The following is a 23,382-nucleotide window of genomic DNA, read 5'->3' as shown; positions in this document are numbered from 1 at the left end:
ACCAAGGGAAAAACTGAAATTCTCTACGCCGGTAAGGGAGTTTTTCAAATTCTTTATGTAACTTTGCAAAAACAATTGCACTTGCGGGTTGACTCTTTAACATGATTATTACTGCTAAAAGCATCAACTTTTTCATGGTAGAAAGTGTTTAATATTAATGGATGTTTGTTAATTCCGCCACAAAGGTAGCATAAGTTTTATAAAACACCAAACTATCTTTCTGTTTTTTTCATGATTCACAAGCAAAAAAATCATATTGTCCATACAGCCTTGCACCATGCCATGCTCCTTTCCGTGCCGGGCACTGACCGGCGGAAGCAAAAGGAGGCTGCCTTGCAACAAGCCGCAAGGCAACCTCCTCTGATATTTTTTTATATAGGTATGGCTCTGTCTTCGGAGCCAGTACAAGCATGACTTACATCTTGAACTTATAGCCCAATGTGATTTGGAACACACTGTTCTTTGAGTTTGCGTATTTGGATACCTTTGTCAGTCCCCAGTTGTAGCGTGCGTCAAGCACGAGGTTGTTAAACTCGTAGGATGCGCCGACAGGGATGGAGAAGTCAAATGCCTTCACGCCGTCAGTGTCTTCGCTGATGGATGACCCGCCTTTTTCCAATTTATATTTGCCGGACACATTGATTCCCGGCTGCACGCCAACCTTAAACGCGAGTCCCTTTGTGACATAGATGTTGGCAAGGATTGGGATGTTGATGTAGTCGAGCTTCAGTGTCGCATCCACTCCGTCCTCTGATTCTGTTGCTCCCTGCATGGAATAGAGCAGTCCGGCGGAAAGGCTGATGCGGTCTTCTATCTGATACTCCGCCTCTGCGCCGATAGCGAGACCGATTCTGGAATCCGCCCCTTCTGCCTTTGTCAGGCTGGCAATGTTCATTCCCACTTTAGGCTGTATGGTTACAGAACCCACTTCGTGCTGTGCATGCGCACCGACCGAAGTCATAATAATCGCTGCTAAGAGAATTAACTTTTTCATGATTCAGTGGTTTTTAGAGGTTAATAAACTAAGAATGTTAATCTGGTGGCAAATGTAGTACAAAAATCCGAAACTCCAAAACATTTTGCTGTTTTTTTTCTTGCTTTTTTGGAAAAATAATGCAAAAAGGCGGTATATTGCCTGTAGATTTCCATTGTTTTTGCATTGCAACCATTGTATTAAGGGTTATTAAGAAAATACTTGCAACAGACCTTATGCAGAAAGGAACATGAGGGGCAGGAAACAGGCACATGACAATCACGAAACAAAAGGTAACACTTTGGCGTGCGAAAGGCAAGGCTTTATACAGTAAAAGGTAACACTTTGCAGTGCAAAGTGTTACCTTTTATAATAGGTTTTTTACTATATTGATTTACAGTAGTTTACGAATCTATCCGAAGAAGCCCGGCTGTGTGTACTTTATGCCAAGTTCGTTGTCCACAGTGGCTATGATGCCCTGCACCTGTGCCAGACCGAACATGCGGCCGAGAAATGAGTAGCCGGCATTGTAGCCCTTGTCCTCATCGCCAAGCATGGTCATGCCGTGGTCGACACGCATAGGGAGCTTCTGTGTGGAAGGCTTGCGTGTCTGCATGCGGCGCTGCTCCTCCTTCTCGAAGATGCGTGTGAGCTCCACGAGGTTGGCACGTCCGCCGAGGTGGCTTGCCTCTGTGAAATCGCCGTTAGGGAAGATGTAGCAGGAGCGGAGATGCACGAAATGTGTCCTTTCGTGGAACTTCTCGGCAAGCGGAGTGAGGTCGTTGTGACCGCCGGCAGAGAGGGAACCGGCGCAGAATGTCAGGCCGTTGTGCTCGTTTGGCACAGCATCGAGGAGCCATTGGATGTCCTCCTCGCAGTTGACGATGCGCGGCAGTCCGAGGATAGGATACGGCGGGTCGTCAGGATGCACGCACATGTCGATGTCATACTCGTCGCATATCGGCATGATTGCTTCAAGCCATGTCTTCATGTTGTTGCGCAGGTCATCCTTTGTCACACCTTTATATAATGCGAGGAGTTCGCGGAACAGCTCTACAGGCTTCTCGTCGCCCTCCTTGAAGTTGCCGGAGACGAAGCCTTGGGTCTTTATCACAATGTTCTCCACAAGCTCGCGGTCGTACTTTGCGTCAGCCTTCGCGCGGATAGCCTCAACCTCTGCCATGAGGTCGCGTCCCTGCAGAGCCTTTGAAGCGTTGGAGCCGTTGCCCTCGACAATGGCTTTCCACTCTTCTTCCGCTCCTTCGCGCTTGAGGATATGGATGTCGAAATAAGCGAACTCAGCCCAGTTGAAGTAGAGGTTGCTTGCTCCGTTGGGGTTATCGTGAAGGAGGTCGGTGCGTGCCCAGTCCAGCACCGGCATGAAGTTGTAGCACACGCAGTGTATGCCTTCCTTGCCGAGGTTGGCGAGAGACTCCTTGTAGACCTCTATCTGTTGGTCACGGTCAGGACCGCCGTACTTTATTGTCTCTGTCACAGGGAGTGACTCGACGACGCTCCAGCGCATGCCGTAGCTTTCGATGTATTCCTTCAGGTCGCGGATTTTCTCACGTGTCCACACTTCGCCGAGCGGCACGTCGTGCAGTGCGGTGACTATGCCTTCCACGCCTATCTGTTTAAGCATGGCAAGAGTGATCTTGTCGTTCTTGCCAAACCAGCGCCATGTTTTTTCCATATTGGGTTGTTTTTTTGGGTTTTGGGTCAGTAATGTCAGTGATGACAGTATTGTCACTATTGTCAGAATGGACAGTACTGTCAATACTGACGTTACTGACAATTTTTCTTTACATCGCTGTCACATTGAATCCTCCGTCGACAACGGCCACCGTGCCGGTGACGAACTTTGCAGCGTCGGACATGAGGTAGTGGATTGTTCCGCAGAGCTCTTCCGGTTCGCCCATGCGTGAGAACGGAGTCTGACGGATGACGTCCTGACCGCGCTGAGTGTATGAACCGTCAGGATTGGTGAGGAGAGTGCGATTCTGCTCCGTGATGAAGAATCCCGGAGCAATGGCGTTTATACGGATGCCCTCGCCAAACTTGCGTGCAGCCTCCTGTGCCAGCCAGCCTGTGAAACTGTTGATGCCGCTCTTCGCTGCAGAGTAGCCGCAGACGCGGGTGATAGGGCGGAATGCCGACATTGACGAGAAGTTGATGACACTTCCCTTGCCCTGAGCCACCATAGGCTTAAGGAATATGCGTGTAGGGATTACTGTTCCGGTGAGGTTAAGGTTCAGGACAGCCTGAAACTGGTCAGGCTGCAGGTCGAAGAAGGTCTGGTCAGGTGCGATGACTGCTCCTGCCATGTTGCCTCCGGCAGCATTGAGGAGAGTGTCCACCTTGCCGTATTTCTCCACGATATAGTCACAGGCAGCCTGCATAGCCTCCTCGTTCATGACGTCCATCTTCACGAACTCACAGACGCCTCCTGCGCTTTGGATGTCTGCGACAATCTCATTGCCGACTTCCTCCTTGCGTCCGCCGATGATTACTTTTGCACCTTCGAGTGCCAGATACTTTGCTATGCAGCGGCCGAGAATGCCCGTTCCGCCTGTGATGACTACGACGTAGTCCTTGATGTTGAAAAGGTTTGCCATTGTATTTTATTTTAGGTTGTTGTTTTTGGGTTTCTGACAGTATTGTCAATGGTGACAGTTGTGTCAGTGTTGTCTGTTTTGTCAGTACTGTCAGTTTTGTCAATATTGACAGTACTGACCAATCTTTATATCGACCAAACAGCGCCGTCAGCAGTGTCCTTGATGACAAATCCCGCCTCTTGGAGCTCATCGCGAAGGCGGTCGGATGTCGCCCAGTCCTTCTCAGCCTTGGCCTTGGCACGCATTTCGAGCACCATGTCCACGGCTTTTCCGAACGCTTTCTCCTTTGCAGGGTCGGCACTGCCGTCGGCAGGCTTCAGTCCGAGAAGCTCCTCTATCCACAGGTGCATTGTCTCGGAGAGCTTCTGCAGGTCGTCAGCGGAGATTTTCGCCTTGCGGTCGACAAGGATGTTCACCTGTCGGCATGCCTCGAAGAGGAGAGAAATGACCTCCGGAGTCTGCATGTCGTCGTTCATCGCGTCATAAAGTCGCTGCGGAAGCTCTGCCACAAACTTCTGGATTTCAGGCTGTGAGCCCTTTGCAGGCTGTATGCGCATAAGGTCCTTCAGACCCGCCTGCAGACGCTCAAGACCCTTCTCTGCCGCTATCAGTGCGTCGTTGGAGAAGTCCACAGTGCCGCGATAGTGTGCGGAGAGGATGAAGAAACGTATCGTCAGCGGTGCGAAAGGCTGTGAGAGAAGCTCATGATTGCCTGTGAAGAACTGGTCAAGCGTGATGAAATTGTTGTACGACTTTCCCATCTTCTTGCCGTTTATGGTAATCATGTTGTTGTGCATCCAGTACTTCACCGCAGAATGTCCCATGGAAGCCTGCGCCTGAGCTATCTCACACTCATGGTGAGGGAACACGAGGTCCATGCCGCCTCCGTGTATGTCAAACTCGTCACCGAGATATTTCCTTCCCATGGCGGTGCACTCGCAGTGCCAGCCCGGGAAGCCGTCAGACCATGGAGAAGGCCAACGCATGATGTGTTCAGGCTGCGCCTTCTTCCAAAGGGCGAAGTCAGCCTGGTTCTTTTTCTCACCTACGCCGCCGAGATTCTCACGGCTCGCGTCCTTCACGTTCTCGAGAGAGCGGCCTGAGAGTATGCCATACTTGAAATCCTTGTTGTACTTCTCGATGTCAAAGTACACGGAGCCGTTGCTGACATACGCATATCCGTTGTCGAGAATCTGCTGCACAAGCTGCTGCTGCTCGATGATATGCCCTGTCGCATGCGGCTCGATGGACGGCGGAAGCACGTTGAGTTTCTCCATTGCCGAATTGAAACGGCGTGTATAGTATTGCGCAATCTCCATCGGCTCAAGCTGTTCAAGGCGCGCTTTTTTCGCAATCTTGTCCTCGCCCTCGTCAGCATCATGCTCAAGATGTCCCACATCCGTGATGTTGCGGACATAGCGCACCTTATAGCCAAGGTGCTTCAGGTAGCGGAAAAGGATGTCGAAGGTTATCGCCGGACGTGCATGCCCGAGATGCGCATCGCCGTAGACTGTAGGTCCGCAGACATACATTCCCACATTCGGGGCATGGAGCGGCTCGAAGCGTTCCTTCTGCCTGTGGAGCGTATTGTAAATGAGAAGAGTCTGTTTCATTGTATGATAGTTGTTGTTTCTTGCTGTAAAACGCGGCTTGTCACGCAGCCTTTGCAGTGCTTTCCTGCAACAACGGCTGACATGACAGTCACTTCTGTTTATATTATATTAAGTGCAAAGTTACATAATTTCTCTGTAAAAAGTTCATAGATTGTAAAAAAAATGTGTAACTTTGCACAAAAATTCAAACATAACGCATCATTATAAAGACATGGCTTATACAAGACTTACTGCCTTAGAGGCAGCACAAATCATCAAGAATGGTGACACACTGGGACTCTCCGGCTTCACTCCGGCAGGCGCTCCGAAGGCTGTCACGAAAGAGCTTGCCGCCATTGCCGAGGCAGAGCATGCCGCAGGACGCGAGTTCAAGGTAAACCTTTTCACAGGAGCTTCCACAGGACAGAGCACCGACGGTGTGCTCTCTCTTGCCAAAGCGATAGGCTACCGTGCACCATACACCACCAACAGCGAGTTCCGCAAGTGTGTGAACTGTGGTGAAATACGCTACAACGACATACACCTCAGCCACATGGCACAGGAGGTGCGCTACGGATTCATGGGCAATGTGGACATCGCTATCCTCGAGGTCTGCGCCATTGAGGAGGGCGAGGATGTCTGCAAGGCTTATCTCACATCGGCAGGAGGCATCTCACCGACAGTGGCACGCCTTGCCGACAAGGTTATTCTGGAACTCAACTCCTTCCACCATCCGGAGGCAGGTCTGCTCCATGATGTCTACGAGCCTCTCGACCCGCCTTACCGCGAGCCTATCATGATTAAGAATGTCACTGACCGTGTCGGCAAGACTTATGTCGAAATCGATGCCAAGAAGATTGTCGGTGTGGTGGAATGCAACATCCCTGACGAGGCGCGCGGATTCAAGGGCGAGGATCCTGTGACAACGCAAATCGGACGCAACGTGGCGCAGTTCCTTGTGAACGACATGAAGCGCGGCATCATTCCGCCGGAGTTCCTCCCTCTGCAGTCAGGTGTGGGCACAACAGCCAACGCCATTCTTGCTGCCCTCGGACAAGACCCTGCCGTCCCGAACTTCAACATCTACACAGAGGTTCTGCAGGATGCCATCGTCCCAATGCTTCTCGAAGGACGCGTGAAGGAGGCCTCAACATGCTCTCTCTCTGTCACAAACGAGTGCCTGAAGCAGGTTTATGACAACCTTGATTTCCTCAAGCAGCACCTTGTACTCCGCCCTTCAGAGATAAGCAACTCACCGGAGGTTATCCGCCGACTGGGAGTCATCGCCATAAACACAGCCATCGAGGTGGACATCTTCGGCAATGCTAATTCCACACATATCTCCGGAACAAAGATGATGAACGGTATCGGTGGCTCAGGCGACTTCGAGCGCAACGCCTATATCTCAATCTTCACCTGCGCATCTACGGCAAAAGGCGGCGTAATCTCTGCCATTGTGCCGTTCTGCTCTCACCTCGACCACACGGAGCATGACGTGAATGTCATCGTGACAGAGCAGGGTGTGGCTGACCTCCGTGGAAAGTCGCCTATGCAGCGCGCACATGAAATCATCGAGAACTGTGCTCATCCGGACTACCGCCCACTGCTCCGCGAATACCTGAAGATTGCTTGTGGCGGACAGACTCACCACAATCTGCCTGCTGCATTCGCAATGCACGACACTCTGCAGCGTAAGGGTGACATGCACCTCACTGACTTTGCGGAGTACATGAAATAAGGTTTTTAGGAGGCTTTCTTTATCAGTATGACAGTAATGATAATAGTGTCAATAATGGCATAACTGACAATATTGGCAAAACACCGTCAGTACCGGCACAACTGTCAATACCGGCATTGCTGACCAACCTCACAACATGACCCAATGAAAAGAATATGTCTCTACATATTGTCAACACTCGTTCTTGCCTCCTGCGGCAGGAGCGAGTGTTCTTCGTATATGGGAGACAACAGCCAAATCCACGCCTCGTTAAGCAAAGACATCATCCTTCCCACCACACCGGTCAAGGATCAGGGAGCCACAGACTTATGCTGGATTTATGCCATGCTTGCCACAATCGAGACCGACCGCCTTGCACAAGGGGACTCCGTGCACCTTTCTCCACAGTGGCTGGCAAGGAAAAGCCTTGAGGAACAGGCTGTAGCGACTTACCTCAAAGGGACGGAAATCTCATTGCGAGGCACGCTCCCCGAAGCAATGCGCCTGCTTGAGACCTACGGCATAGTGGCATGGGACGCTTACCCAAGCACTTCCGGTGCTGCCTCACATGCCGAAGCGCGTCGCATTGACCGCATGGCAAGGATTTTCGCCAATAATAGCAAAGGGATCGAAAGCCTTCAAGAGACCGTTGAAAGTTCGCTTGACGATTCCCTCGGACCTACTCCGCGCAATGTCTTCATGCTCGGAATGGAGTACACTCCGTTAGAGTTCGCCCACAGCCTCTGCCTTCCCGGCGACTGGAGGGCTTACACATCATTCACCCACCACCCCTTCCACCGCCCTTTCGCCGTAGAGGTTCCCGACAACAGGCAGGGACATGAAGCCATGAACGTGCCAATAGGCGAACTGCTCCGCATGACCATCGAAAGCCTGAAGCACGGACATCCCGTGGCATGGGAAGGGTGCATGACCTTCATGGATGACAACGGCAAGGGTAAAGGAAACTCACGGAACGTCACGCCAAACGACACCGCCTCATTGCAAAAGAAACGCCAGCGGCTGTTTGAAAGCCACCGACTTACGGACGACCACGCCATGGCAATCATCGGCATGGGACACACAAAGGACGGGCAACGCCTGTTCATCCTCAAGAACTCATGGGGAGAAGATTTTGGCAACAAGGGCTTTGCCGTAATGACAGAACGGCAATTCGCACTATACACAATAATGATAATGCTACGAAAATGAAAAAATCAGTTCTCATAATCATCACCCTCCTGTACTCATTGTTCGGCAATGCACAGGCATTCCAAGGAGGAGATACCTTGGAGTACAAGATGTATTTCAACTGGCAGTTTGTATGGCTCAACGCCGGAACGGCAACAATGACAATCCAAGAGCGCGAATACAAAGGGAAAAAGGCGTTCCGATGCTCCCTAACGACACGCAGCAGCCAAAAGATTGACCGCTACTTCCGTATGCGCGACACACTCCTCTGCTACACCACTCCCGAATGCCTGCCGCTCTACTACCGCAAAGGGGCAAGCGAAGGGAAGAGGTATTATGTCGACGAACTATTCTACAACTACGACAACGGCGTGAATGTGATAATGAAGGAACTGACCTCACGCGGAGAACGCCTGCAGCAGGAACACCGCTTCCAGAAGCCTGTCTACGACATGCTCGCCATCTTCCTCAAAGCGCGCAACTACAACACCAACGGCTGGAAAAAGGGACACACCATCGTCTTCCCCATAGCTGACGGCGGCGGGGTGAAGAACGCCAAGATAAAGTACCTCGGAAACAAGACCGTCAAGGCAGAGGACGGCGCAAAATACAACTGCCTGCAACTCGCCTACATCGAGCCTGAAGGCAAGAAGGAGAAGGAGATTGTCCGCTTCTTCGTCACCGACGACAAGAACCATGTCCCCATACGCCTTGACCTCCACCTCAATTTCGGCAGTGCCAAGGCTTTCCTCAAAACCATGAAGGGTGTCAAAAACCCTGTGACGGCAAGGCTGTGACAACTCTTGTCAGGCAACAACGCCAACCTGATATTCATGCAACTCCTTCACGGTATACCATTAATTAAAATACCTGCATTGGCATAAACATCCGTTATTCATCACTCTTGCAGCGCCCGCAACCGGAACATCCGTTGCAGACAAGGTGCATTCCACAGGTGATGCAACGGGGATTCGCGAATTGTGGGCTATGGCCGTCCTGCTGCGGAATGGCAAAACCTAAAGGGTCGCGCAGGTCAAAGCGCAAGGGCTTGCCCTCAAACGACAGACCGGAACGGAAGGCTTGCTCCGACTGCCTGCCACGAGGGATGTTGTAGGTTTTGCCGTCTTTGACAAAACGGCTGCCTGTGCCACAGAAGACAAAAGAGACATTTGCGTTGCGGCATTGGCGGCTCAGCAGTTCCACCCACTCGTAATGGCAGGGGCGCGAGCCTTCGTAGTTCTCGCCGCCGCACAGCACTTGCTCTATCTGCCCTTCATGCAGATAGTCCGCTATGTCAATCCTGCCTATCAGCGGGGCGCACATGATGCCCTTATGCTTGAACGGCAGGCGGTGGAGGATGGGTATTCGCTCATCGGCGCGGAGCTGGTTCTCGCAGGTGACGTTGAAGAAAACATTCTCCCATCCCTCGCCCCAATCATGCGGCAGGCAGCCGTCCACACGCTCCGGGCGTTTCGTCAATAGGAAGAACACCACGTCAGGACGCCGGCGGATGATGCTCCATGCTTCCCCACGCCACGCATCCGCCTCTTTAAGGAAGAAATCAGAGGTCATGCAGACACGCAGCATCTCACCGCTTCGCACCTTGTAAGCCCCATTCCTGTCCCTTTGGACAGGATAGCCGAAGCCTTGCTTCGTGCGATAGATTTCGCTGCCGTCATGTCCGCGATAGCCGTCAATGGCATACATGTAGCAATGTGCGCACCCTTCGCTCTTCCTTATGCAACCATGCCATGGATTCCAAATGTCTCGCATCTTCTTTTGTTTCTCAATTGTTTCCTTTATTATTCCCGTCCATTCTCACGTGACAATTTCAAATCCGCCAAAAGGACGGCAGTCTCCGGCTCATCCTTTCCTGCATCTTTAGGTTTCCAAGCCACAACGAACCGCACAGAGGCAGATTCCACATTGTAGCCTTTGCGCTCCCATTCCGAAACTGTGTTCTGCATCTTTTGTGAGAGTTTTGCAACATACTCTCCTGTTGAGGCACTAGCTAACATGAAATCCTTGTAGACCAAAGCATCCCCTCCTCTCAACGCCAAGACCTCCTTTTTCCTGGCTTTGAAGAAGCCGAGGAAAACGTCTTTATGGGATAATTGCAGAATAACTTCATCAGGCATGCCATATTGTTGCTGATCAACCATATATTTGTCTGTCTGCAAATGATTGAAGAAATTGCCGTTAGTATGTATGAAAAGCCTGTTCTTTGCACGCGTCATTCCTACATAATACCTTCGCATAAGACCGTCATCTCTTGAATACCTGTCAGAGACCAGCATATATACGTCATCGAATTCCCTGCCTTTTGCCTTATGTATTGTCGACACCACGACATCTGCACCTGATATGTCACAAAAGTCTTCCACATCAGATTCAAATACAAATTCCTTGAAATCAGTGAAATATTTTGCCTTATTGGTTTGCTCAAACAGCTCCAGGCAATTTCTTAATAATGCCAGACTTGTACTTCTTCCATAAGCATTAAAGGTTGCATTCTTGGCATCCTCCCACAATTCTTCCGTAATAAGTGGTGTCGTTATCCGTTTCCCTATGAATTTCAGGAAATACCTCACCTCTGCCATATTCAAGAAACGCAAGCCGTCCATGGACTGTATCAGTTTGCTGTTCACACCATATTTCCGCAGAAGTGCAGTCACTATCACAGCTTCTTCATTCGTCTGAGTGAGCACACAGACGGTTCCATTGGTTCTATGACTCAGTAAATTTTCTGCAAGTGGCTGATACATGAACATTGAATCATGATATGTGATCTCCACCCATCCTTCTTCCTTTCTCATAGAGACAATGGGAGAGTTTTTTATCCTGCTCTTTATCGAGTTCAGAAAACAGTTGGCAAAGTCCACAGGCTTCAAGGCACAGCGGTAGTTCTCTGTCATCTCAATGAATCTGCTTCCGTCCTCTTTGGTCAGACGGTACATATATTCAGATGCAGAACCACGGAACTCGTAAATGTTTTGGTCATCATCGCCGACAGCAATGACACGCATTTCCTCGTTGTTGTCCATCAAAGCCTTCACCAAGGAATACTCTCCGACACTCATGTCCTGAGCCTCATCGATGACAAGCACCGACTTGCCAATCTTGTTTGGCTCAACCTCACCTTGGCTGATCGTCTCAGCAGCTTTCGCAACTACATCCTTCGCATCATCAAGATTGCCTATGCGTCCTAAAAGGTCAAAGCAATAGGAATGGAATGTCTTTATCTCGACAAAATGGGCGGCGTTGCCTATCAATCCAATAAGTCTCTGCTTGAATTCCATTGCGGCAGCCCTTGAAAATGTCAGCATGAGGAGTTGCTCATGCTTCACGTCCTCCAAAAGCAGCAGGGAGGCAAGTTTATGGACAAGCACACGTGTTTTCCCACTTCCGGGGCCTGCCGCTACGACGATACACCGTGAATCTTTGTCAGAAATAATCTCCATTTGACATTTGGACAACTGCCCGAACAGCTGGTCATATTTCTGCGGTGTCAGGTTACGCTGTATCTCGCTTACTCTTTCCCCTTTGAAGTATTTTGAGACGAATTTCCTGTAATCCATCTGGAAATAGTCCTTGACATACTGTAATGCAGCATTATAATCCCTTACCATCAGGTTCGCATATTCGCCGACAATATGAATTTGTTGGATTTTCTGTTTGTAGAACTCGTTGAGCATCCTGTAATCATCCAACTTGTAACGAGCTTTATTGTCCTTTATCCTCTTGATGTTCATTGCATTATAGAGGACAAGGAAACCTCCGTCCAGTTTCAGAGCACCGATTTTGGACAAATAGAGGAGTGCCTCTTCAACGTCTTCAAGGTGGACTTCGTCCGGACTATTGAAGAGTGACAAGGAATGTTCCTTTATATTGTCAAGAAGCTCTATGACAGAGAATTGCACCGATTTGTTCTCAGAACCGTCCTTTTCCCTCTCCAGAGCGATGCCATACAGCCATTCTATTGCAAACCGGCTTATCTCCAAACGTTTTTCAAACCGCTTTATTGTCGCTTCGGAATTGGCAAGGCGCACTATCTCCATATTGTTTGCAGCATCCTCCTTCTTGCGTGTATAGCCTTTTATAGTAAGGAAATATAGCAATGTGCGGATGTCTTTCTCTTTAGATGTGCCTATACCGGCATTCACGGCATCATCATTAAGTTGCTTACATGAAATGCGCAACGACTCCTCAGGTATGTTGTTAAGGATATATTGTTCGAGTCTGGCAAAGCGTTCAAGAAGCATCCGTGACTTTCGCTCCGTATCTCCGGCATCCAGCAGATAGGCAGAGATGTCCTTGCTGTCGGCAAGTATTCCCTCCTGCCTCATCCTCTCCACAACGGAGATGACATCCCTTTTGCTTAATCCGAGAATGTCTGCCAAATAGTCTATGCGCGACTCAGCTTCCGAGTCCAAAGCCTTGGCAATATGCTTTTGTGTAATCAGGGACTTGATGATTCTGACGGATTTCTCTATCTCATCACTTTCAAAGAGTCTTGATTCAGATATGCGCTTCCGTGCTTCGTCCATGTTCTTCACCGTGATTCCTGTGGCATAGACATGCGGCACATTGTTCCCTCTCACCAAATATCCGCTTCGCTCCAAGGCTGCCAATGCCGTACGGACACGCGTTTCTATATCTGACACAGAGTCATCCCAACCTGCCTGACGTGCAATCTCCAGTGCCGAGCAACTGACATTCATGCGTTGCTTGGTAAGGACTTTCACAGCCTTCCATACTTGCTGTATCTCACTAATACTCAACTTTGTCTGATTCAGGAGTATGAAATGCTTGTCCAAGTCATTGTCACTGTAAAGCACATAGCAACGTGCGTCAAGGCTTGGGTCACGCCCCGCCCTGCCGGCTTCTTGGACATAATTCTCCAAAGAGTCGGAAATGTCATAATGGACTACAAGCCCGACATCCTTCTTGTCCACTCCCATACCGAATGCGGATGTCGCCACAATAATCCGCACCTTATCGGTCATGAAAGCATCCTGATTGGCAATCTTCTTGTCAGCCTCCATCTGTCCATTGAACGGCAATGCTTTGTAACCGTCGCGGGTCAGTTTGGCAGCCAGGTCTTTTGTGCGTTTCGTGCGTGAGACATAAACAATTGTGGGACAATCAGAACTTGCGACAAGCTCTCTCAGCTTGAGATATTTGTCATTATCATTGTCAGCATGGATGACAGAATACTGAAGGTTTGTCCTTGAAGCGGTGGATGCGAAAAGTTGCAGGTCAAGATTCAGAGTCTGCTTGAAATAGTCACAGATGTCCTGTATCACCTTCTGCTTCGCCGTAGCCGTAAAGCAAGAGACCGGAATTGGTTCTTTACAATGCTTTTTCCGCTGATATTCCTTGATAAACGTGCCGATATACAAGTAGTCAACCCTGAAATCCTGTCCCCATGAAGAGAAGCAATGAGCTTCGTCAATGACAAACCTTACGACATGGCGCATCATGAGAATCCGCTCAATGGTTTTTGAACGGAGCATTTCAGGAGAGATGTACAACAGAGAGGCATCCCCTTCCTGCACCCTTTGTATGGCATTCGCCCTTGTGATAGGGTCTAACATTTAATAGTCACAGCATCCGTAATGCCTCTGTCGGCAAGATTGTCGACTTGGTCTTTCATGAGCGACTGCAAAGGTGAGATGACAATGGTGAGTCCATGGACAGCACGCCCTGCCATAAGTGCCGGCAGCTGGAATGTCAGCGATTTTCCTCCGCCGGTAGGGAATATTGCCAGCAGCGACTTGCCATCCACCGCTGCTTGGGCAGCCCTCTCCTGCAAGGGTTCACCCTCATAGGTGCGGAACTTGTCATAGCCGAAAAACACCTTCAGGTTGTGCAGCACATCCATTTGTGTGGAACAATAGTCACAGCCTTCCGCACAATGCGTGTTGCGCAGGAACTTGACAATGAACTCCACCTCCGGATAATTATGGATTACCCAACCCGGGGTCACAGAATGACTGTCCGTTGTGTCAACCAGTGCCAAAGCATAAGCCAATCCGCAAGGATGTGCCTTGACAAGAGATTCTATGTCGGCGTTTCGGCATATCCTTCCTGCATACAGTCGCTTTATCAGTTCAGGGAGCTTCTCATCGGCATATTCTGCTCCAACAATGCTTAGGAAGCCCTCAAACTCTTTCTTCCCTTTCAGCAATGATGCGAACAATCTGCGCTTCTCCTCCGGCAACGCATGCCAGTGGGCAATCTCATCATGCAGGAGGATTTCCGCTTTCTCACAGTCATTGACAGGATTGTTCATCTGCTCCGTCATCAGTTTGTCGTCTTTGACAAGCCTGTGGTAAGGGCGTTCCGGGAACAGCAATGGCGAGATATATAATGTATCGACCAATGCCCATCTGCACTTATCCTCCCCAAACAAGTATTTGGCATCATGGTGGATAATGTTATGCCCACAGAGGTAATCCGTGTCCTTCAAGAATTCAAGCAATTCGCTTTTTGAAGCTCTATGGAATGTCGCGCCATCATGCCGCAATGCCCCTATGTCATGGATTTTATGGTCTTTTACTCCCACTTCTATATCTATTATGGCATAGTTTTCCGGATTAAGCCGTGCATGTACAGCATTACCACTGAAGAAATTATCTGTATCTTCAGTTTTCCTGCCTCCTATTAGTCTGCTCCACAATGACATCGTGTATTCAGATGATTATTAGTTCGTCTTTAAATTAAGATATATATAGTTTTTCTTTTGCTTGCAAATTTACTAAAAAATATTTGGAGTTGAGCAACATGTGAGGAAAAATATGTTTTTTATTAGTGAACTTTTCTGCTTAGAGAGCGACATAATACAAGAACAATAGCTAAAGCGTTAACACACAGTGTGTTACAAAACTACGGGCAAAAGGTAACCTTTCGCAGTGCAAAACGTTACCTTTTACCATGCAAAGTGTTACCTTTCGCACCATGAAAGGTAACCTTTGGTTTTTCATGCCACAGCCATTTGCAAAAAAATGTGCCGAGGATGATTTTTTCAAGACTATTCTTTTTAATTTCCAATTAAAAATAGTATCTTTGCATTATGAACGAAAACAGACTGGAATATGAGATAATGGCACCCGTGGGCTCACGCGAGTCCCTCGCCGCTGCCATAAACGCCGGAGCACAATCGGTGTATTTCGGCATAGGGCAACTTAACATGCGTGCGCATTCGGCATCGACTTTTTCCATCGACGACCTGCACGAAATAGCGGCGACATGCCACGAGCATGGGCTGAAATCGTACCTTACGGTGAACACAGTCATCTACGGTGAGGACATCGAGACCATGCACCGGATAGTCGATGCGGCAAAGGCGGCACAAATTTCTGCCGTCATCGCCAGCGATGTGGCTGTCATGACTTATGCGCGCTCCATAGGGCAGGAGGTGCATCTGTCCACGCAGCTGAACATCTCCAACATCGAAGCGGCGAAATTCTATGCGCAGTTTGCCGATGTCGTGGTGCTTGCGCGTGAGCTGAACATGGAGCAGGTGGCGGAAATCCACCGTCAGATTGTGGAGCAGAATGTCTGCGGCCCGTCAGGAAACTTGCTCCGCATCGAGATGTTCTGCCACGGTGCGCTGTGCATGGCAATCTCCGGAAAGTGTTATCTCTCACTGCAAAACGCCAACCGCTCCGCCAACCGTGGCGAGTGTGTGCAGATTTGCCGACGCGGCTACCGTGTGACGGACATAGAGACGGGTAACGAACTGGAGATTGACAACAAGTACATCATGTCACCGAAGGACCTCAAGACCATCCGTTTCATCGACCGCATGATGGACGCCGGAGTGCGAGTGTTCAAGATAGAGGGCAGGGCGCGCGGACCGGAGTATGTGGACAATGTCGTGCGATGCTACAATGAGGCTATCAATGCCGTGCTCTCCGACCACCGTAATGCCGGTACGGGCTGCCCGAAAGAGTTCACCGAGGCAAGGAAAGATGAATGGGACGAGCGTCTCGCACGTGTCTTCAACCGTGGCTTTTGGGACGGTTATTATCAGGGACAGACCCTCGGCGAGTGGAACGATTCCTATGGTTCCAAGGCTACGGAGAAGAAGGTGTACAGCGCGAAGACCATAAAATATTTCTCCAAAATAGGTGTGGCGGAGTTCCAGGTCGAGGCGCAGGAGATAGCCGTCGGCGACACTCTCCTCATTACAGGCCCCACAACGGGTGCCGTGCGCTTCGAGTGTGAGGAGATTAGGTTTGACCTCAAGTCGGTGGAAAAGGCGGAGAAAGGCCGGCGTGTGAGCATCCCCGTGCCGGAGAAAGTGCGCCCGAGCGACAAGCTCTTTGTGCTGAAGAAGAGTTAAAGTTTCATTATCAATTTTGTCAGTTATGACAGTACTGTCAGTATTGTCAGAGCTTTCACAACTGACAGTATTGACAAAATTGTCATTACTGACCCAACAAAAAAAACACCAACAACCATGACAATCAACGAAATACAAGACGAAGTAATCGAGGAATTCCAGGACTTTGACGACTGGATGGACAAATACCAGCTGCTCATCGACCTCGGCAACGAACAGGAACCATTGGAGGACAAGTACAAGACTGACGACAATCTCATCGACGGATGCCAGAGCCGTGTGTGGCTGCAGGCGGACATGCGCGACGGACTTCTCCACCTTCAGGCGGAGAGCGACGCACTCATTGTGAAGGGAATCATCGCCCTTCTTATCCGTGTCCTTAACGACCACACACCGAAAGAGATACTCGATGCCGACCTTTACTTCATCGAGGAAATAGGACTCAAGGACCATCTGTCGCCTACACGCTCAAACGGTCTCCTCGCCATGGTGAAGAAAATCCGCATGTATGCACTTGCCCTTTCGCAGAAAGGATAGAAATTAATGGGGTTGTTGTGTTGCTTTTGCACCATGATTCATCCTGTTGAAACATGTTACATCATGGTGCAGGACGCTATATCATGGCGCATGACACTACATCATGAAAGCAATGCCGCGTCACGACAACCCTCTGACTCCATCATTAACCCATAACCTACAACCACGATATGACTTGGACAGACGAACTTTGGCCTCTTGTGGTACAGCTTTACCAAAAGAAACCGGAAGGCATAAAGCCTATGTACTCGCGCGACACTGTGCGACTGGCTCTCGAACTGCACATACCGCCGCAGGTCATCTACCAGAAGATGTTCTCCCTACGGCAGCAGTTGCCACCATCATTGGAAAGGTTCATGGCGACCGTCGGCAGGAATCCGAAGCGGCTTTCGCTGACTTGCAAGAAGCTGCGCGCACTGAACGGTATGGGAAATGCCGGCGAATTTTATGACGATGTGAAGGTGAACGAGACCTTCGAACTGGACTTCCGCCCTGTCAACGCTCCTACGGCACAACTCACAGGACGCCCGCTGATCACTCCGGTTATGCTCGTCATGATTCTTGACCTGTACTTCCAACTTATCCCTACGACAATGGTGGCGGAGACACCTGACGTGAAGGAACTGGCGAAACTCCTTGACATACGCGCCGAGGACGTTGCCTATGTACTCGGAATCTACCTCCATTGCGACCCATTTGTACAGACCCCGGAGGATTGCGACGACCCTTTGCTTGAGCCATGCAGGAAGATTTGGGAGAAATATGCTTATGACGACCCTACTGTCCTGTCAAACATGGCACGGCAATTGGAGTGCTACTGGAAGTGAATCTTTGAGGTTGTGAGTTGAAGGTTGTAGGTAGTGGAGTATCATGATGTACCATTATAACGCATGGTTCAACATGATTTCCCATGACAACCGCCACATCCCATAACCTAAAACCAACAACCCAAAACCAATAATCCACTATGAAACAAAGCCTTTCCAACATACAGAAACAGGAGCAGCGGCAGCTTCTGCAACAGCATCTGTCAGCACAGCAAGTGCTTGTGGTGAAGATGCTGGAGATGCCTCTTGCACAACTGGAGGACAATGTGCTGCGGGAACTGGACACAAACCCTTCCCTCGAACCTGACTATGATGACCGCGAGGCGGCGGACATGCCTTCCGAGACACCGGGAAAGAGTGACGAGGAGGAGCGGAGGGAGGACGCCTTGAACGACGCTCTTGACCTTATGGGCAAGGACGACAGGTTGCCTTACGGCGGCAATGGTGAGGAAAGGACGGTGGAGGATGGGAACACAGTGTCATTCATCGACATCCTCAATGAGCAGATGAACCTCGAGGAACTTACCGAAGATGAGCACCGGATAATGGAATATCTCATCTGCTCCCTTGACGATGACGGACTTCTGCGCAAGGATTTGCAGACTATCGCCGACGAACTCGCCATCTATGAGAACCTTTTCGTGGAGCCTGACGAGATAGAAGCTGTCCTTCTGCGCCTTCAGGAGTTTGACCCTGCCGGCATAGGCACCAGGAATCTGAAGGAATGCCTGCTCGTTCAGGTGGAAAGAATGACGGCAACGCCGCAGACAATGCTCATGTACCGCATCATCAACGAATGCTATGACGACTTCAGCAACAACCGTTGGGAGCGTATCGGCAAGACCCTTCATCTGTCTGAAGCACAGGCTGAGGACATCAGGCGTGAGATACGCCACCGCCTGAACCCTAAGCCGGGCGCGGCTCTTGGTGAGACTCAGGGGCGTTCCATGCAGCAGATTACGCCGGATTTCATTGTCCATGTGGATTATGACGGTGACATTTCCTTCGAACTGAACAATGGTCGCGTGCCGCAGCTCCATGTCGTGAAGGAGGACGAAGAACTTATAAACGAGATGAGTGGCACACAGATGACGCGCGAGGAGAAGGAGGCTTACGACTTCACACGCAACAATGTGGAGAGCGCACGGCAGTACATAGATGCTTTGAAGCAACGCAACGCAACACTTGTGACCACAATGGACGCGATAATCAAGATGCAGCGCCCGTATTTTCTTAGCGGGGACGAGAACGACTTGCGACCCATGGTGCTGAAGAACGTGGCCGAACGCACGGGACTTGACATCTCCACAATCTCCAGAGTGAGCCGTGAGAAATATGTGCAGACACCGTGGGGCACATTCTCCCTAAGGCATTTCTTCTCCGAAGGCTACGAGACAAAGGACGGAGAAGTTACAGCGACAAAGGTAATCAAGGCTGCCTTGAAGGAAATCATTGACAACGAGGACAAGAAACGCCCTCTCTCCGATGAGAAACTTGTCACCCTCATGACCGAGAAAGGCTACCCTATCGCCCGCCGTACGATAGCGAAGTACCGTGAACAGATGGGCATCCCTTCCGCAAGATTGAGGAAATAAGGCTTTCATCCCTCTCACTTTATGTTGCAAACGCATATATATTATAATAGGAGCAAGCAAGGTCCTACACATAATCCATAAGTAAACAAATCATGGGAAAAGAAGCACTGTGCCGCCAATTCTACAGGCTTTACCCAATTGCGTCCACACTGCGGTCGCAATTGAAAATGAGGACAAGCAATAATTACCGGACAAAGGCAGAAGACTCCGATTCCAACCTCAACAAATAAAGAAGAAAACCGCAACAACAATACATAACACACGCCAAAAAGAGCAAGATGTCCGAGAAGAAACTAATCCCCGTGGCACGCATGCTGTCACTGCTTTTCACACCGTTCTATCTTCCCATCGTGGGAATGATAGCACTGTTCGCATTCAGCTACCTGAGCCTCCTGCCGTGGCAGTATAAGCTGTATGTCGTCATAACAACATATTTCTTCACCATACTGCTGCCGACGGTGCTCATACACTCCTACCGAAAGTACCACGGATGGTCACTCTACCACCTCGGAAAGCGGGAGAAACGCATGATACCCTACATCATCTCCATCCTCTCCTACCTCGCCTGCTACCACATAATGCGGTGGATGCACTTCCCGCATTTCATGTCTGCCATCATCGTGGCGGCACTCTTCGTGCAGGTTGTCTGCGCAATGATTAACAATTGGCTGAAAGTGTCCACCCACATGGCGGCAATTGGCGGTATGACAGGCGGCGTGGCGGCATTCTCATTCATATTCGGATTCAACGCAATATGGTGGCTCTCCGTGCTCATAATCATCGCCGGACTGCTCGGAACGGCACGAATGCTGCTCCGCCTGCACACCCTCTCCGAGATATGCACAGGCTTTCTCGTGGGCTTTGTCACAACATTCTTTGTGGTGCTTATAATATAACACCCGAAAAACAGACAGCAACAAACGCAAAAACAACATAAAACAACAATAAAAACTACAGAAACATGAAACCATTGGTATCAATCATCATGGGCAGCACAAGCGACCTGCCGGTAATGGAAAAGGCTATGAAGTTCCTCGACGAGCAGCAGATTCCTTTCGAGGTGAATGCTCTCTCCGCCCACCGCACTCCTGATGCAGTAGAGGAATTCGCAAAGAACGCTGCCGCACGTGGCATAAAAGTGATTATCGCCGCTGCCGGAATGGCTGCCGCACTGCCGGGAGTCATCGCTGCATCCACTACACTTCCTGTCATAGGTGTGCCTATCAAGGGCAGCGTGCTTGACGGTGTGGACGCCATGTACTCCATAATCCAGATGCCGCCGGGAATCCCTGTCGCCACCGTTGGCGTCAATGCGGCACTCAACGCGGCCATCCTTGCCATGGAGATGATAGCCCTCTCCGACACTGCCGTGGCAGAACGTCTCGCTGACTACAAGGCTTCTCTCTGCAAAAAGATAGAGAAGGCCAATCAGGACCTCGCCGAAGTGAAGTTCACTTACAAGACTAACTGATAAGCGGACTATGGAAAGAAGAAGGACTACCGTCACACGTGTCGGCACAACCGCCATAGGTGGTGACAACCCGATACGTGTGCAGTCGATGACAACCACCAACACCAACGACACGGTGGCTTGCATCGAACAGGCAAAACGCATCGTAGCTGCCGGTGGAGAGCTTGTCCGCCTGACAACGCAGGGCAACCGTGAGGCGGAGAACATGTGCAACATCTCTGCGGCACTCAAGGCAGAAGGCATAATGACTCCTCTCGTTGCCGACGTGCATTTCAATGCAAACGTGGCGGACACAGCGGCACTTTACTGTGAAAAAGTGCGTGTGAATCCCGGAAACTATGTCGATCCGGCAAGGACTTTCAAGCAGTTGGAATACACGGACGAGGAATATGCGGCAGAACTGCGTAAGATAGAGAACAGGTTTGTGCCGTTCCTCAACATCTGCCGCGAGCACAACACAGCCGTGCGCATAGGCGTAAACCACGGTTCACTGTCCGACCGCATCATGTCACGCTACGGTGACACTCCTGCCGGAATCGTCGAGTCGTGCCTCGAATTCCTGCGCATCTGCCGCAAGGAGGACTTCAACGATGTCGTCATCTCCATAAAAGCGTCCAACACAGTGGTCATGGTGCAGAGCGTGCGCCTGCTTGTCGAAGCCATGGACAAGGAGGACATGCACTACCCGTTGCACCTCGGAGTGACGGAAGCCGGTGAGGGTGAGGACGGCAGAATCAAGTCTGCCGTGGGCATCGGAGCACTCCTGACCGAAGGAATAGGCGACACAATCCGTGTGAGTCTCTCCGAAGAGCCTGAATGCGAGATACCTGTGGCAAAAAAACTCGTGGCTGCAATCGCAGAATGTGCTGAGAAAAGGGAAAACGCTGTCATAACCGACGGCACACTTTTCCTGTCGTTCAACGAGGACAATCTTGAGGATTTGCAGCTGAAAGCGGCAATGTCGGCAGGTGCACTGCTTATCGACGGCAAGGCGAAAGACCTTGTCATAGAGAACCATTCCACACTTCTTGACACCGACCTCACTGCCCTTGCCGACAGCATCTTGCAGGCGGCACGCGTACGTTTCACCAAACCTGAGTTCATCTCTTGCCCGGGTTGCGGCCGCACGCTCTATGACCTTCAGTCGACAATAGCACGCATCAAGGAGGCCGTGAACAGCGAAGCGGAGCACGACAGCCGTTTCAAGACACTGAAAATCGGCATCATGGGCTGCATTGTCAATGGTCCGGGTGAAATGGCAGACGCTGATTTCGGCTATGTCGGAGCAGGTCCGGGCCGCGTCTCCCTCTACAAGCAGAAGGAGTGCGTGCAGAAGAACATCCCTGCCGAAGAGGCTGTGGAGCGTCTCATGGAGCTCATAAAGGCAAACATTTAATCGGTTTTGGCAGGATAGACAGTTCTGACAGTATTGACAAAATTGACAGTACTGACAATACTGACAGCCCCCTCTCTCCTGCCAAAACTGAAAAACAACAAAAAAAAATGAAATCATTACATCTCATCATCGCCCTGCTTCTCATCGCCCTGCCTGCCTCTGCGCAGAAAGAGATAAAGAATCAGAAATGGGGCTACGGCTTGACATTCCTCGACGAAGGCGACAGTATGCCCGACGCCCTACACTACCTCCCGGCACCACCGGAGTTCGGAACGGAGGAATTCACCAACGACAGCATCATCTACGAGAAGGGCAAGCGCCTGCGCCTCACGGCACGCGGCGACACAGCCGTAATGGATGCCAACACGTCCATAGCGTACTATCTCAAACGCTTCTCACCTGCCGTGGGCAAAGAACTGACCGAAAAGAACTGCCCTGTGCTCACAAAGACACTGAAAGGGCTGATGCAGGACGTGCGCGGCGGTATACAGCACGCCAAGAACACTTTCGCGCGCCACCGCCCATACCAGCATTTCAAGGAGGCGACACCCATTCCTGAGGACGAGGGACCTACGGACTACACATCCTATCCGTCAGGCCACACCGTGCGCGCATGGGCGGCAGCGATGCTCCTCACCGCCATCTATCCCGAGCATGGAACGGAAATCATGCGTGTGGGCTATGAGCTTGGTGCAAGCCGCACAATCGTAGGCTTCCACTACCAGAGCGACACTGACGCCGCACGCCTTTGCGCAAGCGCAGGTTTCGCACGCCTTTGCGCAAAGGAAAGTTTCCTCAAAGCCCTCGAAAACTGCAAGAAAGAGGCACGGAAACTATGACTGCACACGGGGCATGCTGCCTAAGGAAAAGGTCACGGTTGTGCGTTTCGCCACCCGGTGGTAAAAGGTAACAGATTGCCAACAAATCATTGATACAACAAAAGGTAACACTTTACTATGCAAAGTGTTACCTTTTATCATGTCAAGTGATACCTTTTGCAGTGCAAAGTGTTACCTTTCATTTTGGCAATAATTATCCTGTGTTTTTTATACCGTAAGAGTGCGCTTTTGCGGAACATATTCCTGCCCCAAACAGACGCAACGCCACATGTCAAAAAACTG

General features: G+C 50.4%; 17 protein-coding genes and 1 pseudogene. 12 read left to right on the top strand and 6 right to left on the bottom strand.

Going from position 1 to position 23,382, the window contains the following annotated elements; all coding sequences use genetic code 11:
- Positions 1-415: 415 nt before the first annotated feature.
- The 4 genes from HPS57_RS11415 to cysS all read right to left on the bottom strand — a co-directional run bounded on the left by HPS57_RS11415 (position 416) and on the right by cysS (position 5,201).
- Positions 416-994: a porin family protein gene (locus HPS57_RS11415; protein ID WP_172183186.1), complete on the bottom strand. Its 579-nt coding sequence runs from the start codon at positions 992-994 to the stop codon at positions 416-418.
- Between the two features lie 391 nt (positions 995-1,385).
- The gene (gene uxuA / locus HPS57_RS11410; protein ID WP_172183184.1) at positions 1,386-2,666 is read right to left on the bottom strand and encodes a mannonate dehydratase; all 1,281 of its coding nucleotides are present in this window, start codon (positions 2,664-2,666) and stop codon (positions 1,386-1,388) included.
- Positions 2,667-2,775: 109 nt separating this feature from the next.
- The gene (locus HPS57_RS11405; RefSeq protein WP_172183182.1) at positions 2,776-3,588 is read right to left on the bottom strand and encodes an SDR family oxidoreductase; all 813 of its coding nucleotides are present in this window, start codon (positions 3,586-3,588) and stop codon (positions 2,776-2,778) included.
- 125 nt (positions 3,589-3,713) lie between these two features.
- Positions 3,714-5,201, bottom strand: coding sequence for a cysteine--tRNA ligase (gene cysS / locus HPS57_RS11400; RefSeq protein WP_172183180.1), 1,488 nt, complete (start codon positions 5,199-5,201; stop codon positions 3,714-3,716).
- Positions 5,202-5,412: 211 nt separating this feature from the next.
- Here cysS and HPS57_RS11395 point away from each other — a divergent pair, with 211 nt between their 5' ends.
- From HPS57_RS11395 to HPS57_RS11385, 3 genes are all read left to right on the top strand, one after another.
- Positions 5,413-6,918 carry a butyryl-CoA:acetate CoA transferase gene (locus HPS57_RS11395; protein WP_172183178.1) on the top strand — a complete coding sequence of 502 codons (1,506 nt, stop codon included), beginning with the start codon at positions 5,413-5,415 and terminating at the stop codon, positions 6,916-6,918.
- Positions 6,919-7,062: 144 nt separating this feature from the next.
- On the top strand, positions 7,063-8,106 hold the full coding sequence (locus HPS57_RS11390) for a C1 family peptidase (protein WP_172183176.1): 1,044 nt from the start codon (positions 7,063-7,065) through the stop codon (positions 8,104-8,106).
- Positions 8,103-8,882 carry a DUF3108 domain-containing protein gene (locus HPS57_RS11385; protein WP_172183174.1) on the top strand — a complete coding sequence of 260 codons (780 nt, stop codon included), beginning with the start codon at positions 8,103-8,105 and terminating at the stop codon, positions 8,880-8,882. Before HPS57_RS11390 ends, HPS57_RS11385 begins: the two co-directional genes overlap by 4 nt.
- 94 nt (positions 8,883-8,976) lie before the next feature.
- On the opposite strand, the gene HPS57_RS11380 is transcribed toward HPS57_RS11385, so the two are convergent.
- Positions 8,977-9,858, bottom strand: coding sequence for a DUF5131 family protein (locus tag HPS57_RS11380; RefSeq protein WP_172183172.1), 882 nt, complete (start codon positions 9,856-9,858; stop codon positions 8,977-8,979).
- 29 nt (positions 9,859-9,887) lie between these two features.
- Positions 9,888-14,773, bottom strand: a pseudogene (locus HPS57_RS11375) (RecQ family ATP-dependent DNA helicase).
- Positions 14,774-15,160: 387 nt separating this feature from the next.
- On the opposite strand from HPS57_RS11375, the gene HPS57_RS11370 reads away from it, so the two are divergent.
- From HPS57_RS11370 to HPS57_RS11330, 9 genes are all read left to right on the top strand, one after another.
- Entirely contained in the window at positions 15,161-16,435 is a 1,275-nt protein-coding gene (locus HPS57_RS11370) for a peptidase U32 family protein (RefSeq protein WP_172183170.1), read from the top strand.
- 117 nt (positions 16,436-16,552) lie between these two features.
- Positions 16,553-16,972 carry a SufE family protein gene (locus HPS57_RS11365; protein WP_172183168.1) on the top strand — a complete coding sequence of 140 codons (420 nt, stop codon included), beginning with the start codon at positions 16,553-16,555 and terminating at the stop codon, positions 16,970-16,972.
- A 170-nt stretch (positions 16,973-17,142) separates the two neighbouring features.
- Positions 17,143-17,799, top strand: coding sequence for a hypothetical protein (locus HPS57_RS11360; protein ID WP_172183166.1), 657 nt, complete (start codon positions 17,143-17,145; stop codon positions 17,797-17,799).
- 140 nt (positions 17,800-17,939) lie between these two features.
- On the top strand, positions 17,940-19,394 hold the full coding sequence (rpoN, locus tag HPS57_RS11355) for an RNA polymerase factor sigma-54 (protein ID WP_172183165.1): 1,455 nt from the start codon (positions 17,940-17,942) through the stop codon (positions 19,392-19,394).
- 92 nt (positions 19,395-19,486) lie between these two features.
- Complete coding sequence (locus HPS57_RS11350) at positions 19,487-19,624, top strand: hypothetical protein (protein WP_172183163.1); 138 nt, start codon at positions 19,487-19,489, stop codon at positions 19,622-19,624.
- Positions 19,625-19,672: 48 nt separating this feature from the next.
- Positions 19,673-20,290, top strand: coding sequence for a hypothetical protein (locus HPS57_RS11345; RefSeq protein ID WP_172183161.1), 618 nt, complete (start codon positions 19,673-19,675; stop codon positions 20,288-20,290).
- Positions 20,291-20,355: 65 nt separating this feature from the next.
- Positions 20,356-20,865, top strand: a complete 510-nt coding sequence (gene purE, locus HPS57_RS11340; RefSeq protein ID WP_172183159.1) for a 5-(carboxyamino)imidazole ribonucleotide mutase — start codon at positions 20,356-20,358, stop codon at positions 20,863-20,865.
- A gap of 10 nt (positions 20,866-20,875) precedes the next feature.
- Entirely contained in the window at positions 20,876-22,261 is a 1,386-nt protein-coding gene (ispG, locus tag HPS57_RS11335; protein WP_172183157.1) for a (E)-4-hydroxy-3-methylbut-2-enyl-diphosphate synthase, read from the top strand.
- 107 nt (positions 22,262-22,368) lie between these two features.
- Positions 22,369-23,100, top strand: a complete 732-nt coding sequence (locus HPS57_RS11330; RefSeq protein ID WP_172183155.1) for an acid phosphatase — start codon at positions 22,369-22,371, stop codon at positions 23,098-23,100.
- The last annotated feature ends 282 nt before the right edge of the window (positions 23,101-23,382 follow it).

This window comes from Palleniella intestinalis, assembly GCF_013166595.1.
GTDB lineage: Bacteria > Bacteroidota > Bacteroidia > Bacteroidales > Bacteroidaceae > Prevotella > Prevotella intestinalis.
This window is presented reverse-complemented; position numbering and strand designations above follow the sequence as displayed.